This window comes from Nocardia sp. NPDC003979, assembly GCF_053605015.1.
The window spans coordinates 638,403-652,349 of sequence record NZ_JBSGIJ010000002.1 but is presented as its reverse complement, the minus strand read 5'-3'; the positions used below and the strand labels follow the sequence as shown (position 1 = coordinate 652,349).

At 67.4% G+C, this 13,947-nt stretch carries 13 protein-coding genes; 4 read left to right on the top strand and 9 right to left on the bottom strand.

Annotation, left to right across the window (positions count from 1 at the left end):
* Window positions 1–34: 34 nt before the first annotated feature.
* Complete coding sequence (locus ACWEVR_RS06650) at window positions 35–583, bottom strand: dTDP-4-dehydrorhamnose 3,5-epimerase family protein (RefSeq protein ID WP_452466104.1); 549 nt, start codon at window positions 581–583, stop codon at window positions 35–37.
* Window positions 584–586: 3 nt separating this feature from the next.
* A complete protein-coding gene (gene rfbA / locus ACWEVR_RS06645; RefSeq protein WP_067494815.1) occupies window positions 587–1,459 on the bottom strand; it encodes a glucose-1-phosphate thymidylyltransferase RfbA in 873 nt (290 codons plus the stop codon).
* A gap of 242 nt (window positions 1,460–1,701) precedes the next feature.
* On the opposite strand from rfbA, the gene ACWEVR_RS06640 reads away from it, so the two are divergent.
* Entirely contained in the window at window positions 1,702–2,751 is a 1,050-nt protein-coding gene (locus tag ACWEVR_RS06640) for an alpha/beta hydrolase (RefSeq protein WP_452466103.1), read from the top strand.
* Window positions 2,752–2,865: 114 nt separating this feature from the next.
* Here the strand turns inward: ACWEVR_RS06640 and ACWEVR_RS06635 are convergent, their stop codons facing one another.
* Window positions 2,866–3,567, bottom strand: a complete 702-nt coding sequence (locus ACWEVR_RS06635) for a hypothetical protein (protein WP_452466102.1) — start codon at window positions 3,565–3,567, stop codon at window positions 2,866–2,868.
* 306 nt (window positions 3,568–3,873) lie between these two features.
* Between ACWEVR_RS06635 and rfbB the strand changes: the two genes are divergently transcribed.
* Window positions 3,874–4,875 (top strand): dTDP-glucose 4,6-dehydratase, encoded by a 1,002-nt coding sequence (gene rfbB, locus ACWEVR_RS06630; protein ID WP_452466101.1) that lies wholly within the window; start codon window positions 3,874–3,876, stop codon window positions 4,873–4,875.
* Between the two features lie 24 nt (window positions 4,876–4,899).
* Here the strand turns inward: rfbB and ACWEVR_RS06625 are convergent, their stop codons facing one another.
* Window positions 4,900–6,417, bottom strand: a complete 1,518-nt coding sequence (locus tag ACWEVR_RS06625; RefSeq protein ID WP_452466100.1) for a DUF2142 domain-containing protein — start codon at window positions 6,415–6,417, stop codon at window positions 4,900–4,902.
* Window positions 6,414–7,379, bottom strand: a complete 966-nt coding sequence (locus ACWEVR_RS06620) for a glycosyltransferase (RefSeq protein WP_452466099.1) — start codon at window positions 7,377–7,379, stop codon at window positions 6,414–6,416. The genes ACWEVR_RS06625 and ACWEVR_RS06620 overlap by 4 nt, the downstream gene beginning before the upstream one ends.
* Before the next feature lie 230 nt (window positions 7,380–7,609).
* Here ACWEVR_RS06620 and ACWEVR_RS06615 point away from each other — a divergent pair, with 230 nt between their 5' ends.
* Window positions 7,610–8,131, top strand: coding sequence for a GtrA family protein (locus ACWEVR_RS06615; protein ID WP_452466098.1), 522 nt, complete (start codon window positions 7,610–7,612; stop codon window positions 8,129–8,131).
* 110 nt (window positions 8,132–8,241) lie between these two features.
* Window positions 8,242–10,140, top strand: a complete 1,899-nt coding sequence (locus tag ACWEVR_RS06610; RefSeq protein WP_452466097.1) for a glycosyltransferase — start codon at window positions 8,242–8,244, stop codon at window positions 10,138–10,140.
* A 71-nt stretch (window positions 10,141–10,211) separates the two neighbouring features.
* Here the strand turns inward: ACWEVR_RS06610 and rsgA are convergent, their stop codons facing one another.
* The 4 genes from rsgA to wzt form a co-directional block, all read right to left on the bottom strand.
* Window positions 10,212–11,243, bottom strand: coding sequence for a ribosome small subunit-dependent GTPase A (rsgA, locus tag ACWEVR_RS06605; RefSeq protein ID WP_357150827.1), 1,032 nt, complete (start codon window positions 11,241–11,243; stop codon window positions 10,212–10,214).
* Between the two features lie 235 nt (window positions 11,244–11,478).
* Window positions 11,479–12,006 (bottom strand): hypothetical protein, encoded by a 528-nt coding sequence (locus ACWEVR_RS06600; RefSeq protein WP_452466096.1) that lies wholly within the window; start codon window positions 12,004–12,006, stop codon window positions 11,479–11,481.
* 39 nt (window positions 12,007–12,045) lie between these two features.
* Entirely contained in the window at window positions 12,046–13,128 is a 1,083-nt protein-coding gene (gene glfT1 / locus ACWEVR_RS06595; protein WP_452466095.1) for a galactofuranosyltransferase GlfT1, read from the bottom strand.
* On the bottom strand, window positions 13,125–13,943 hold the full coding sequence (gene wzt, locus ACWEVR_RS06590; protein WP_452466169.1) for a galactan export ABC transporter ATP-binding subunit Wzt/RfbE: 819 nt from the start codon (window positions 13,941–13,943) through the stop codon (window positions 13,125–13,127). The genes glfT1 and wzt overlap by 4 nt, the downstream gene beginning before the upstream one ends.
* Window positions 13,944–13,947: the final 4 nt, after the last annotated feature.

Below are 13,947 nucleotides of genomic sequence, written 5' to 3'. Positions count from 1 at the left end.
GGCACCACCATTCCCGGTGGTGCCTTTCGGCGTATCAGGCGAACCGCGGCGCTGCCTGGTCCTTGGCGGAGCGGATGAAGGTGAGCGGGCGGCCGTCGCGGCCCTCGGTCGGCCAGTCGATGGCCAGCCGGGGGTCGAAAGCGTCCAGGTCACGGTCGAATTCGGGGGTGTACTCGAGCGAGCACAGGTAGGTCACCGTCGAGTAGTTCTCCAGCGAGAGGATGGCGTGGCCGAGACCCTCGGACAGGAACACCGAGCGGCGGTCCACGTCGTCGAGCAGCACGCTGTCCCAGCGGCCGTAGGTGGGCGAACCCGGTCGCAGGTCGACGACCACGTCGAGAAAGGCGCCGCGCACACACGTCACATACTTGGCCTGGCCCGGCGGGTCCTCGGTGTAGTGGATGCCGCGCAACACTCCCGCGGCCGACACCGAGGTGTTCACCTGGTACAGGTCGAAGGGCCGCCCGGTGGCCTTCTCGAACTCCGAGGCCTTGAACGACTCGCAGAACATGCCGCGGTCGTCGCCGAGCAGGCGGGGGGTGACCACCCACGCGCCGGGGATGGCCAGTTCACGGATCTCCATGCGCTACCAGTCTTTTCCGCGGTCGATCAGGTCGAGCAGGTAGCGGCCGTAGCCGGAGCGAACCATCGGCTCGGCCAGTTCGCACAGCTGGTCGTCGGAGATCAGGCCGCGCCGCCACGCCACCTCCTCGGGTACCCCGATCTTGAGGCCCTGGCGTTCCTCGATGGTCCGCACGTAGTTGGCGGCGTCGAGCAGCGAGTCGAAGGTGCCGGTGTCGAGCCAGGCGGTGCCGCGTGCGAGCACGTCGACGCTGAGCCTGCCCTGCTCGAGATAGGCGCGGTTGATATCGGTGATCTCGTACTCCCCGCGCGCCGAGGGACGCAGCTCGCGCGCGATCTCGACCACGTCGTTGTCGTAGAAGTACAGACCGGGGATGGCGTAGTTGGAGCGCGGCACCTTCGGCTTCTCCTCGATGGAGACCGCGCGACCGTCCACGAACTCCACCACGCCGTAGGCGGTGGGGTCGCTCACCCAGTAGGCGAACACCGCGCCGCCGTCGATGTCGTGGAAGCGGTGCAGGCTGGCGCCGAGGCCGGGGCCGTGGAAGATGTTGTCGCCGAGCACGAGCGCGGCGGGTTCGGTGCCGATGTGGTCGGCGCCGAGCACGAAAGCCCTGGCCAGGCCGTCGGGTTCGGGCTGGACCACGTAGCTGATCGACACCCCGAACTGGCTGCCGTCACCGAGCAACCGGGTGAACGCCTCGGCATCCTCCGGCGTGGTGATGACGAGAATGTCGTCGATCCCTGCCAACATGAGGGTGGACAAGGGGTAATAGACCATCGGTTTGTCGTAGACCGGGACGAGCTGCTTGCTCACCCCGCGCGTGATCGGGTGCAGCCGCGATCCGGTGCCGCCCGCCAAGATGATTCCGCGCATAGGTGGCAAGTCTGCCAGCTCCGGTGCCGCAGGAGTCGGGGAGGTTCCGACACGTGGACGAATTGATCACGAACGTTTCGCGACCGGGTGTGTCGGTCGATAACTGGGACACGACGGCGTTCATCTGATTATGTGAGCGTCGATGTGTGAAACATCACTGTGTTAGATGTCAGCGTCGACATCCGATCCGGGGCTCGCACCCGGGCCATCGAGTCGACGCGCCAGTGTGAGGTAGGTGCGCGATGGAAGCCTCGAAGATCGGCAGGCCCGGTGTGTTGGGCGGGATCGTCCCCGTTGCCCCCAGGGTCACCACCAGTCCGAAGGCGGCGGGAATCGTCGTCAACTCCGGGCGGACGAGCACCGCGTCGCGCGTGCTGATGGGTACCTGCGTCGGCGTCGTCGGACCGCTGCTGCGCACCGTCCCCATCAACCGGAGGACCATTCCCCTCGGCGGAATCGCCGTCGACCTGCTCGCGCGCCTGCGCCCCGAACCGACGGGCATCGAGCGCGAACAGATCCAGCTCGACGGATTCAAGATGGAGATGATCCGTCCCGCGGGCGCCTCGCGGGCGCTGCGTCACGGCGCGCTGCTGTATCTGCACGGTGGCGGCTTCGCCGTCTGCGGATTGTCGACCCATCGGGCCGTCGCCGCCGGGCTGGCCAGGCGGACCGGGCTGCCGGTGCTCAATGTGGAATACCGTCAGCTGCCGGGTTCGATCGACGCCGCCATCGACGACTGCGTCCTGGCCTACCGCTGGCTGCTGCGCCACGGCGCCGACCCGGGCCGCATCGTCTTCGCCGGTGACTCGGCGGGCGGGTTCCTCACCTTCGCCACCGCGCTGCGCGCCCGCGACATCGGATTGCCGTTGCCCGCCGGTCTCGTCGGCCTGAGTCCGCTGCTCGATCTGGACTACCGGGCGAAGAAGGACTACGTGAATGTGCGCCGCGACGCCTACATTCCGCTGGCCGGGCTGGAGGCCGTGGTCCGCCTCGGCGCCGAGCACGAGGGTCCGCTCGACGCGAAGCTCTCGCCGGTCAACGCCGACCTGGCCGGGTTGCCCCCGGTACTGCTGATCGCTGCCGAAGACGAATTGCTGCGCTACGACTGCGAACTCATGGCCCATCGGCTCGGTGCGGCGGGTGTGCCGCACACACTCGAGCTGTGGCGGGGCCAGGTGCACGCCTTCATGAGCATCCTGCCGGACATGCCGGAGAGCCGTTCGGCGCTCGGACGGGTCGCCAAGTTCGTGCGGGAAGCGGTGGCGCCCGCCGAACGGGCCCGCACCGCCTGACCTCGAAACGACAGGTGCCCCGCCGCGACACTGTCGAGTCGCAGCGGGGCACCTGGCGTATCTGCTCGCGAATGTGCTTACGCGAGTGCGGTTATTGCACGTTCGGAACCGGAACTACTTGGCAGGCGGGGTGAACGGCGAGGTGACGGTGGCGAAGTACTGGATCGCCGCACCGATGGCGACCGGAGCGGTGATGAACAGCTGACCGGCCAGCACACCGAGGAAGCCGACAGCGGCGGCACCGGCGATGCAGCCGGCCAGCGGGCCCGCGCCGAACAGGGCCAGGAGGGCACCGGTCAGGACCAGGCCGGCACCGGCACCGGCGATGCAGCCGACAGCCGCGCCACCGAGGCCACCGACGAGGGCACCCATGGTGGCGCCGACGGAGATGGTGTCCTTCAGACGGTTGAACGCCGCGACCTCACGGTCGTACTCGGTCTTCCAGGGCGCCTGCGCCTCGTAAGGCAGGGCGACCGGCTTGTAGACGGCCTTGGCCGGGTCCATCACCGGGGTCAGGGTGGCGGTGTTGCCGGAGATCTCGGCCACGATCGGGAGCTCGTGCTCTTCGATGCGGAACGCCAGCGGGGTGCCCGCGACGACGGTGCCGTCGGCCGCCTTGATCTTCAGGACATTGTCCTCGACGACCATCGAGCCGGCGTCGGTGGTGACGACGGCCTTCGAGTCCTCGACGATTTCGGCGGTGTAGTTGATCGGCGCAGTGGCGGCCGGGGCCTCTTCGGCGTGCGCGGTGCCGGCGGCGACGCCCATGGCAGCGATCAGCAGCGCCGAAGTGGCGGCGAATTTCCTCATCAGCATTTTTGTTGAACCTCGATGTTGGAGCGTTCGGAGGGGACCCGATGATCAAAAGCCCCCGCAGCTAACGAGCGGTGAACCACCTGTGTACTTCTATTCAAATTCTGTTCACCGTTGATACCCCAGGGCCGGTGCGCATCCAGAAACCTGAGTGCCGACTAGGGTTTTTCTCAGGAAAGCAGACCCCGGGTCGTAACCTGAACGCGCCCAGTGTGACGGACATCACGGTGTAAATACCGTGACTGTTTCTACCTGGGCGAGTGCCGGTTCGCTTTCTGTCCCCGATCGCGAGCACGTATCGTTGTCGACGTGCGAGTGCTCGTTACCGGCGGGGCCGGATTCATCGGTGCGAATTTCGTCCAGCAGACGGTGGCCACGCGCCCCGACGTAGCGGTGACCGTCCTCGACGCGCTCACCTACGCCGGAAACCGCGCGTCGCTCGATCCGGTGGCCGACCGTATCGAATTCGTCCACGGCGACATCGCCGATCTCGACCTCGTCGACAATCTCGTCAGCGGTGTCGACGCGGTTGTGCATTTCGCCGCCGAATCCCACAACGACAACTCGCTCGCCGAGCCGTGGCCGTTCGTGCAGACCAATATCGTCGGCACCTACTCCCTGCTGCAGGCCGTGCGCCGCCACGACGTGCGCTACCACCACGTTTCCACCGACGAGGTCTACGGCGACCTCACCCCCGACGACCCCGCCTTCACCGAGACAACGGCCTACAACCCGTCGAGCCCGTATTCGGCGACGAAAGCGGGCAGCGATCTGCTCGTGCGCGCCTGGACCCGTTCCTTCGGAGTGCGCGCCACGCTGTCGAACTGTTCCAACAATTACGGCCCGTATCAGCACGTGGAGAAATTCATCCCTCGCCAGATCACCAATTTGATCGACGGCGTGCGCCCGCGTTTGTACGGTGCCGGTCATCAGGTGCGCGACTGGATTCACGTCGACGATCACAATCGCGCGGTGTGGGACATTCTCGAGCGCGGCCGAATCGGGCAGACCTATCTCATCGGTGCCGATGGTGAACTCGACAATCTCACCGTTGTGCAGTTGCTTCTGGAAGCGTTCGATCGCGAGCCAACCGATTTCGACCACGTCACCGACCGGCCCGGCCACGATCAGCGCTACGCCATCGATGCGAGCCTGCTGCGCACGGAACTCGGCTGGTCACCGCGCTACAGCGACTTCCGGACCGGGCTGGCCGACACCATCACCTGGTACCGCGAGAACGAGGACTGGTGGCGGCCGAAGAAGGCCGACACCGAACGCGCCTACGCCGCCGCGGGCGAACAGAAACTCTGACGGACTACACCGTCGTCCGCGGGGTCAGCCCCAGACGACGGTGTAATACGTTGCGGCAGCGGCGATCAGCGCGATCAGTGATGCGCAGGCCACGGTGATTCCCGGCCCGCGGGTCGGGACGACACCGTCGGCATCGCGCAGCCGCAGCGGAACCCAGCGGATCACCACCGCGATACCGAGGATGGCCAGCGGCACGAAGTATCTGCCCTGCACGCCGTCGATGATGTAGTAGTCCACCGGTGTGAACGACATGTACAGCGTCACGTAGACCATCGCCACGCTGGCGAGCACCGTCGCCGCGACGATCAGGGTGCGGCGCAGCGTGCTGGTCAGCAGATCGGCGATGCCGAAGCTCACCGCGAACGCGATCAGGCAGGCCAGCATGGTCAGCGCGGGCGCGTCGACGTAGGCGAAGCCGAGTTCACCGAAGAACTGATTGAACCAGCGGTGATCGCGCAGGGCGATGCTCTCGCCGAAGGTGTGCACGAACTGCAGCGGGTCGCCGAGGATCCCGCGCAGCTGGTCACCGGGACGAACCTGACCCCACTGGTGCGGCGGGCGCATCAGGCTCATGCCGTCGCCGGTCGGTGCGGCGATCTTGGTCCAGACCAGGAACAGCGTGCCACCGGTGATCGCGAATACCCACGGCAGCACCTTCAGCTTGCCGGTGAAACCGAGGCGTTCGGTGGGCACGACCACGATCAGCATGGCCAGCAGCACGTAGGCGGGTTTGCTCAGTGGCAGCGCGATCGTGGCGGCCAGCAGGGCGGCGGTCTCGGGCTTGCTCAGCCGGTCACCGATGAACAGCGCCTTCACCAGCAGCGCCGACACCAGAATGGCCAGCGCGTTGGTGAGCGTGTCGGCGGTGACGGTGCCCGCCTGGAACAGCGCGATCGGCAGCACGGCCACGGTGAACACCAGCCACTGGCTGCGCCGCTGCCGCAGGGCGTAGAGCCCGAACCCGACCACCGCGAGGTAGGCCGCCAACCCGGCCAGGCGGGTGAGCAGGTACATTCCGCCGATGTTCAGGCCGAGCGCCTCGCCTGCCCGGATGCCGACGGCGGCAGGCACATACGGCACGGGGGAGTAGGCGGCGGTGTTGGTGAACCACATCGGCCGGGTTGCCGAGGAGATGTCGGCACCGGCGAGCCGGTCGTAGGCGCCGGGGTCGGCGACCATCGCGCCGGGTTCCTCGGGGTTGTCGTTGTAGTCGCGGAAGGCGTAGCCCATGAGCTCGTCGATGCTCACCGGGATCTGCCCGCCGTAGGCGACACCGCGATCGTCGTGGATGCGCTGCGGGAACACCCCGCCGTGCGCCACCTGGTAGGCGCGGCCGAACTGGGTGATCTCGTCGTGGCCCCAGAACGCGGGGGTGAGCACGGCGAACAGCGCGCCGAACAGCGTCGCGAGCACGGCGAACGCCACCGTCGCGGCGCCGAACCGGCCGGTCAGCGAACGGACCGGGGCGGGCAGGCGGTCTTTGCGTTCGGTCGCTGGTACCTGTTCGGCGGCGACGGTTTCCGGCTCGACGGTGCTGGTCACCGACGGTCTCCGGCCGCGATGTCCGTGCTCTCGCCGACGGCCGAATACCGCAGGTACACCAGCCGCGCCGCTTCGTGACGCGACCGGCGGATGCCGTCGAGAATCAGCCCCGCGGTCCAGGCAAGGCAGCCGAGCAGCATCAGGGTGAACGCGAAGAACAGCGTCGGGAACCGCGCCACCTCGTGGGTGTTGTAGAACTCGATCACGATCGGCACGGTGAGGATCACCGAGAACAGCAGCGCCAGCGTGCCGAACAGGCCGTAGAAGGCGACCGGGCGTTCGTGCCTGGCCAGGCCGAGGATCAGCGCGAGGATCTTGGTGCCGTCGCGGTAGGTGCGCAGCTTCGATTCGCTGCCCGCGGGGCGGTCACGAAAACCCACCTGCACCGCGGTCTGCGGAACCCGCAGGTGCAGCGAGTGCACGGTCAGTTCGGTCTCGATCTCGAACTCGCGGGAGACGGCGGGGAAGCTCTTGACGAAGCGGCGCGAGAACACCCGGAAACCGCTCAGCATGTCTTCGACATTGTCGCCGAACACCTTGCCGACCACGCCGTTGAGCACCTTGTTGCCGGTCTCGTGCCCGGACCGGTAGGCGTTGGTGTCCTCGTCCTGCTTGCGCACACCGAGCACGTGATCGTAGGGGCCCTCGAGCAGGGTCTTGATCATCAGCGGCGCGGCCGACGCCTCGTAGGTGTCGTCGCCGTCGATCATCAGGTAGATGTCGGCCTCGATGTCGGCGAAGGCGCGGCGAACCACATTGCCCTTGCCCTTGGTGTTCTCGTAGCGCACGATCGCCCCGGCCTCACGGGCGCATTCGGCGGTGCGGTCGGTGCTCAGGTTGTCGTAGACGTAGACGACGATCCCCGGCACGGCGGCCTTCAGGTCGGCGACGACCTTGGCGACCGCGGCCTCTTCGTTGTGGCAGGGGACCACGGCGGCAATGCGAAGCTCGGTGGAGTCCACCCGGGTCAATCCTCAGATGTAGGCAGTTAAAGGGTCACCGGGAGGGTACCGGATACATGGCGGCGCGGACGCCGCGCGTTCGCGGCCCCGCCGGTCCCGCCGATCAGGCACCGTTGCTTGCTCCTTCGTCGCCTACGCAACGGCACCTGATCGGCGGGACGGCCGCGAACCGGCCACTTCGTGGCCGCCCCTCCTCGAGGTCGGGGGTGGTGGCCGGTTACCGTCGGATCGTGTCGCATCAAGATGTTCCGCCGGTTTCGCTGCTGACGAAGGTGACGACGGCGTTGCGGCAGGGGGCGGCGTTCCTCGTCGTCGGCGCGGTCGGTTTCCTCGTCGACGCCGGTACGTACAACCTGCTGGTGTTCTGGGGCGGCGGATTGTCGCTGTCGGAAGGTGTGCTCTATCACTCTCCGCTCACCGCGAAAGTCGTCGCGATCGTGGTGGCGACGGTGGTCACCTACTTCGGCAACAAGTGGTGGACCTTCGCGCACAAGAAGTCCGACAGCGCGGGCCGCGAATACCTGTTGTACGCGTTGGTGAATGTCGTGGCGATCGGCCTGCAACTGGGCTGCCTCGGCTTTTCCCGCTATGTGCTGGACCTGTCGTCGCCGCTGTCGGACAACATTTCCGCGACCGTCATCGGCCAGACGCTTGCTGTCATATTCCGTTATTGGGCCTACGACAAATTCGTGTTCACCGGCGCCGAGGCAACCGGCGAGCAACACGCGCGGGGTGCTGTTACCCCTCACTGACGGCGCCCGGCGCGGCGGTGATTGATATCCTCACCCCGCCCGCCGCGCCGCCCTTTCCTTACGTGACTGCTTGCGTCGGCGCAGTCGATACCGAGAATTTCGAGGACTTCATGGAGCAGTCGGCTACTCGAGTCGTGACCGAATCGAACGAACGGCACGAGGCCGCACCCGCGTCACTGCGTGGTGAACACTCGGCACCCGAACGCTTGGTCCTGGCCAGGGGCATCTTCACCGGCCCGTCGGCCCGGGTGAGCGACGAGCTCTACGCCGTGGTCAAGGGTGGTGCCGCCATCCGCGAGCGCCTGTCGCTGCACCTGCCCAAGGGCGCGACCGCGCACACGAACACCTACTTCGGCCGGTTCGCCGCCAGCTACTGGCAGCGCTGGACCACCGTTACCGAGGTGACCGCCACCGCGAATCTGCAGGTGGGGAACAGGGCGAATGTGCGCCTGGTCGCCTCCGATATCGCGGGCCACCGCCGCATCGTCGCCTCGCTGGTGGCGACCAGCAGCGGGTTCGTGAGCCTGTCCGCGCCGCTCGACCAGTACGTCGACGGTGGCGCGCTGTGGCTCGAGTTCGACGCGCTCGGCGGCGAACTCGACATCACCGAGCTCGCCTGGACCGCCAAGGCGCCCGAGGCGGTCCGCCCGGTCGCCATCGCGATCTGCACCTTCAACCGGGCCGAGGACTGCGCCCACACCGTCGCCGCGCTGGCCTCGGACCCCACGGTGCTGGCCGCGATCGACGCCGTCTACGTCGTGGACCAGGGCACCGACCTGGTCGAGAACCGGCCGCTGTTCCAGCAGGTCCGCCCCGATTTCGGCGACAAGCTGCGCTACATCCGTCAGCCGAATCTGGGTGGCGCGGGCGGCTTCACCCGTGGGCTGTACGAGGTGTCGGCGGCCAACGAGCACGCCGACGTCATCCTGATGGACGACGACATCCTCTGCGAGCCCGAGACCGTCCTTCGCCTGCAGGCCTTCGCGAACCTGACCGTCGAGCCGACGCTGGTCGGCGCGCAGATGCTGTTCCTGCTCAACCCCGACTACCTCAACGTGGGCGCCGAGGACGTGCGCCTTGGCGAGCTCAAGCACGGGCAGAAGGTGCCCAAGGCGCTGCGCAACACCTCCATGCTCAAGAAGAACCAGGAGCGCCGCGTCGACGCCGGCTACAACGCCTGGTGGACCTGCCTGATCCCGGCAGAGGTCGTGAAGAAGATCGGCCTTCCGGTCCCGATCTTCTTCCAGTGGGACGACGTCGAATACGGCATCCGGGCCCGCGAGCACGGCTTCGTCACCGTCACCCTGCCCAATGCCGCCGTCTGGCACGCCGACTTCTACTGGAAGGACTACGACGACTGGGCGCGCTACTTCTCCACGCGCAACTCGCTCATCGTCGGCGCCCTGCACACCGATCTCGACGGCAAGGCCGTCACCAAGGACTTCTTCCGCTACATCGCCGAACACCTCGTCGGCATGCAGTACGGCCTGGTGCACACCACGCTGCAGGGCATCGAGGACTTCATGAAGGGTCCGAAGGTGTTGCGCGACGGCGGAATCGAGGCGCTGGCCGCGGCCCGCACCTCCCGCAACGACTACCCCGAGACCATCAAGCACCCCGCCGCGACCCCGCCGGTGAACTCCGCCGAAATCCAGGTGCGCCGGGCGAGCGGTGAGCCGAGCCGCATCACCCTCGTGCTCATCAAGCGCGCGATCATGCAGTGGACCGGGCGCACCCAGCACGGCCTGATCGGTGTCACCCGCGAGGACGCGCACTGGTGGCATGTGGGCCTGTTCGACCACGTGGTCGTCACCGATGCCTCCCAGTCGGGCGTGCGCGTGCGCCGCCGCGACAAGGCCCGCGCCCGTGCTCTGCTCATCCGCACCTACCGCACGCTGCGCAAACTCCGCCGCGAACTGCCCAGGCTCCAGGCCGAATACCGCGCGGCGGTCCCCGAACTCACCAGCCGTGAGAACTGGGCCCGCCTCTACGGCATCGACCCCAGCTGATCGAGGTCACCACGCGCTGGTGGCGGCATCGCCCGAGAGGCTTCCGCCACCAGCCGTGGCGATCGGCTAGGTCAGCGGTAGCCGCGTTCGCGGTACTGCTTGCGGTGTTGCTTGGCGATGGAGCGCCAGGCGCGTTCGCGTTCGGCGGCCAGGCGCTTGTCGGTGCGCGCGGCCATCCACTCGTTCTCCTTCGCCAGCTTGCGGTAGCTGGTGAGGCGGCGCTCGGTGATGGTGCCGTCGGCGATGCCCGCCTGGACCGCGCAGCCCGGTTCGGTCTCGTGCGCGCAGTCGGCGAAACGGCAATCAGCGGCGAGTGATTCGATGTCGCTGAAGGTTTTGCCGATACCGTCGGCGGCGTCGTAGAGGCCGATACCGCGTAGCCCCGGTGTGTCGATGAGGGTGCCGCCGCCGGGGAGCGGTCGCAGTTCCCGGTGGACCGTTGTATGGCGGCCCTTGCCGTCGACCGCGCGAACGGCGTTGGTGGCGAACACTTCCGCGCCGAGCAGGGCGTTGGCCAGGGTCGACTTGCCCGCGCCGGACGGCCCGATCAGGGCAACCGTGCCGTGCAGCACGGCCGTGAGCACATCCAGCCCGGTCTCGGCGGCGGCACTCACCGCGAGCACCGTCGCCCCCGGCGCGACCGCGCGCACCTCGTCGAGCGGAAGATGATCCGCCGCATCGGCTTTGGTGAGCACGACCACGGGTTGGGCATTGCTCTCCCAGGCGAGGGCGAGCATGCGCTCGATCCGTCCCAGGTCGACGTCACCGTCGGCGGCACTGCAGATCAGCACGGTGTCGACATTGGTGGCGAGCACCTGGGCGACCGAGCGCCCCGACACCGACGATCGCATGATCGCCGAACGGCGCGGAAGCAGCAGGCGCACAGTGCCTTCGGCATCGAGACCGACCCAGTCTCCGGTGCACAAGCCGGTGATGTCACGCGGACAGGCGGCACGAGACGGGCCGCCCGGTGCGACCACATCGCATTCGCTGCGATCCATTCGGACGATGCGTGCGGGTACGAGATCGCCGAGCAGCGGAAGATATTCGGTAGCTACGGCTTCGGTCCAGCCGTAAGGGACGAGCAGGTCGTAGTCGACCATCGGTAGAAGTCCTTCGTCGGGCGCCGAGCCCGACGTCGGGCTCAGCGAGTAGAGGTGATGTCCGGAGCAGTCGGGGCGCCATCGCGCACCCCGGGCACGGCAATCCACACGTCTGTACTCACGGACATCCACCTCCTCTCCAACGTTGCTCCTACTGTGCCGCATACCCAAGGCATCGCACAACCGATTTATGCCACCGCGAGCCCGGTCAGCTCTCCATGGGCATCAAGGCAGGTCAGGGAACGACGACCTCGGTCGAAGCGGGCAGGCTCGGCCGGTCGGTGCGCACGGTGAGCTGGAACCGGCCGGGACCGGTGGGGGCGATCACCTGGAACGGGTAGGTGCCGTTGTGCCGGGCAGGGACGAAATGCGTCATGGAGCCGGTGACGCCGTTGTCCAGGTTCCGCCAGTCGACGATGACGTTCACATCGCAGGTGAGCAGGGCAGGCGCCATGTTGCCGAGCAGGCCGTGCGAGATGCGCAGCGAGATGCTGTGGGTGGCGCCGGGCGCAACGCTCGGGTCGTTGAGCGGTCCGTCGAACGCGGTACCGCCCACGTTGACGATGCCGAAGCACACGCCGTTGCCGAGCGTGGGGACAGGGGCCGTGCGCACTTCGTTCATCACGCAGGAGCGGGGGCCGACATTGGATGCGCCGAGCTGACAGGTGTCGTCGGCGGTTGCGGTGCCCGGCGCGGCAAGGCACAGCGCGCTGCCTGCGAGAACGGCGGCAGCGGCGGACGCGAAACTCGTTCGTAAGGTCACCTATCGAATCCTAGGTCGCGGGCCCCAGGATCTATGCCCCTATTTCTGGGGGCCTCGCTGGTCCGGCTTGCCGAACTGCTCATTGCGTCCGAGCGAGCGCAACCGGAACCATTCCTTCAAACCCGCCGGATCGCGGCGCGTCACCAGGAAGAACCAGGAGAACCGAATCCACTCCTGCGGCAACAGCTTCCGCATACCGGGCTGCGACATCAGGTACCCGCGATTGCGGTAGGTGAAGTAGCGCTTCACCGGATCGTCGGGGTACTGGGTGTGCATACGCCCGCCGAGGATCGGCTTGAACTCCTCGGCCCCGTTGGGGTGCAGGTAGGCGGTCTGCAGGCAGGTGCCGAACGGCAGGCCCGACCGGACCAGGCGCCGATGCACCTCCACCTCGTCGCCACGCACGAACAGGCGCAGGTCGGGCACACCGATCAGGTCGACGGCCTTCGCCGAGATCAGCGCGCCGTTGAACAGCGACGCGATGCCGGGCAGGAAGTCCTCGTCGCCGAGCTCCGAGCGTCGCCTGCGCCACACCACGCCCCGGCGCAGCGGGAAAGCGAGCCGATCGGGGTCGTCGATATCGCACACCACCGGCGATACCTCGACCAGGTTGTGCCTGCGCGCGCAATCGATCAGCGTCGCGAGGACTTCCGGGCCGTCGGGTCGGCCGTCGTCGTCGGCCAGCCACACCCAGTCCGCGCCCTGGGTGAGCGCGTGCAGCATGCCGAGCGCGAAACCGCCCGCGCCGCCGAGATTGTGGCGCGAACCGAGGTAGGTGGCCTCGATGGGCTGCTGGGCGACCAGCTCGGCCACCTCGTCCTCGTTGGCGTTGTCGACGACGATCAGATGGTCGATCGGACGCGACTGCGAGGCAAGCACTTTCAGCGATTCGGCGAGCAGTTCGCGGCGCTTGTGGGTGACGACGACCGCGATGATCCGCGCGTCCGGTCCGGTGTCGGTGCTCAGGTCGGCCGGTTCGGCGCCTGCGGGCAGCTCGGGCTCCTCGGTCACGGGCAGCACGGCGGCGGGCTCAACCGGGGCAACCCCCGCCTCGAGCCGATCGGCCATGCTGAACCCACCGGGCACAGCGGCCGGGACAGCGTCCTCACTCTGACCGCTCATGCCTGATTCCGCTCCAATTCTTTGTCGCCGGATTCGGCTTCCAGCTCGCGAAGCACTTGTGCCACGTGATTACCCGCCTCGGGCCCTTCATACGCTCGCACAACGTCTTCGATGCCGCCCTGCTCGCGGATGCGACCGTGGTCGATCCACATCGCGGTATCGCACAGCTGGGCGAGGAATTCGTTGGAGTGGCTGGCGAAAACGAGGATGCCCGACCGCGCGACCAGCGACTGGAGCCGGGTGCGAGCCTTCTTCATGAACTCGGCGTCGACGGCGCCGATGCCCTCGTCGAGCAGGAGGATCTCGGGGTCGATCGAGGTGACCACACCCATCGCCAGGCGTACCCGCATACCCGTGGAATAGGTGCGCAACGGCATCGACAGGTACTCGCCGAGCTCGGTGAAGTCGGCGATCTCGTCGATCTTGGCCAGCATCTGCTTGCGGGTCTGCCCGAGGAACAGGCCGCGGATGATGATGTTCTCGTAGCCGGAGATCTCCGGGTCCATGCCGACGCCCAGGTCGAACACGGGCGCCACCCGGCCGCGGATGCGCGCACTGCCGCGCGAGGGTTCGTAGATGCCGGAGAGCAGGCGAAGCAGCGTCGACTTGCCCGCGCCGTTGTGCCCGACGAGCCCGACCCGGTCGCCTTCCTTGAGCGAGAGGTTGATCTCGCGCAACGCCTCGACCACCACCACGTCGGAACTGTTGCGCCCGATCGCGCCGCCCGCCTTACCGAGGAAGGCCTTCTTCAGCGACCGCGACTTGGCGTCGAAGATCGGGAACTCGACCCACGCGTCATGGGTTTCGATACTCACACGG

Bases quoted from the DNA above. Each gene is read 5' to 3' on its own strand.
- ACWEVR_RS06650 (WP_452466104.1), bottom strand. From the start codon at position 583: ATGGAGATCCGTGAACTGGCCATCCCCGGCGCGTGGGTGGTCACCCCC.
- rfbA (WP_067494815.1), bottom strand. From the start codon at position 1,459: ATGCGCGGAATCATCTTGGCGGGCGGCACCGGATCGCGGCTGCACCCG.
- ACWEVR_RS06640 (WP_452466103.1), top strand. From the start codon at position 1,702: ATGGAAGCCTCGAAGATCGGCAGGCCCGGTGTGTTGGGCGGGATCGTC.
- ACWEVR_RS06635 (WP_452466102.1), bottom strand. From the start codon at position 3,567: ATGCTGATGAGGAAATTCGCCGCCACTTCGGCGCTGCTGATCGCTGCC.
- ACWEVR_RS06610 (WP_452466097.1), top strand. From the start codon at position 8,242: ATGGAGCAGTCGGCTACTCGAGTCGTGACCGAATCGAACGAACGGCAC.
- rsgA (WP_357150827.1), bottom strand. From the start codon at position 11,243: ATGGTCGACTACGACCTGCTCGTCCCTTACGGCTGGACCGAAGCCGTA.
- glfT1 (WP_452466095.1), bottom strand. From the start codon at position 13,128: ATGAGCGGTCAGAGTGAGGACGCTGTCCCGGCCGCTGTGCCCGGTGGG.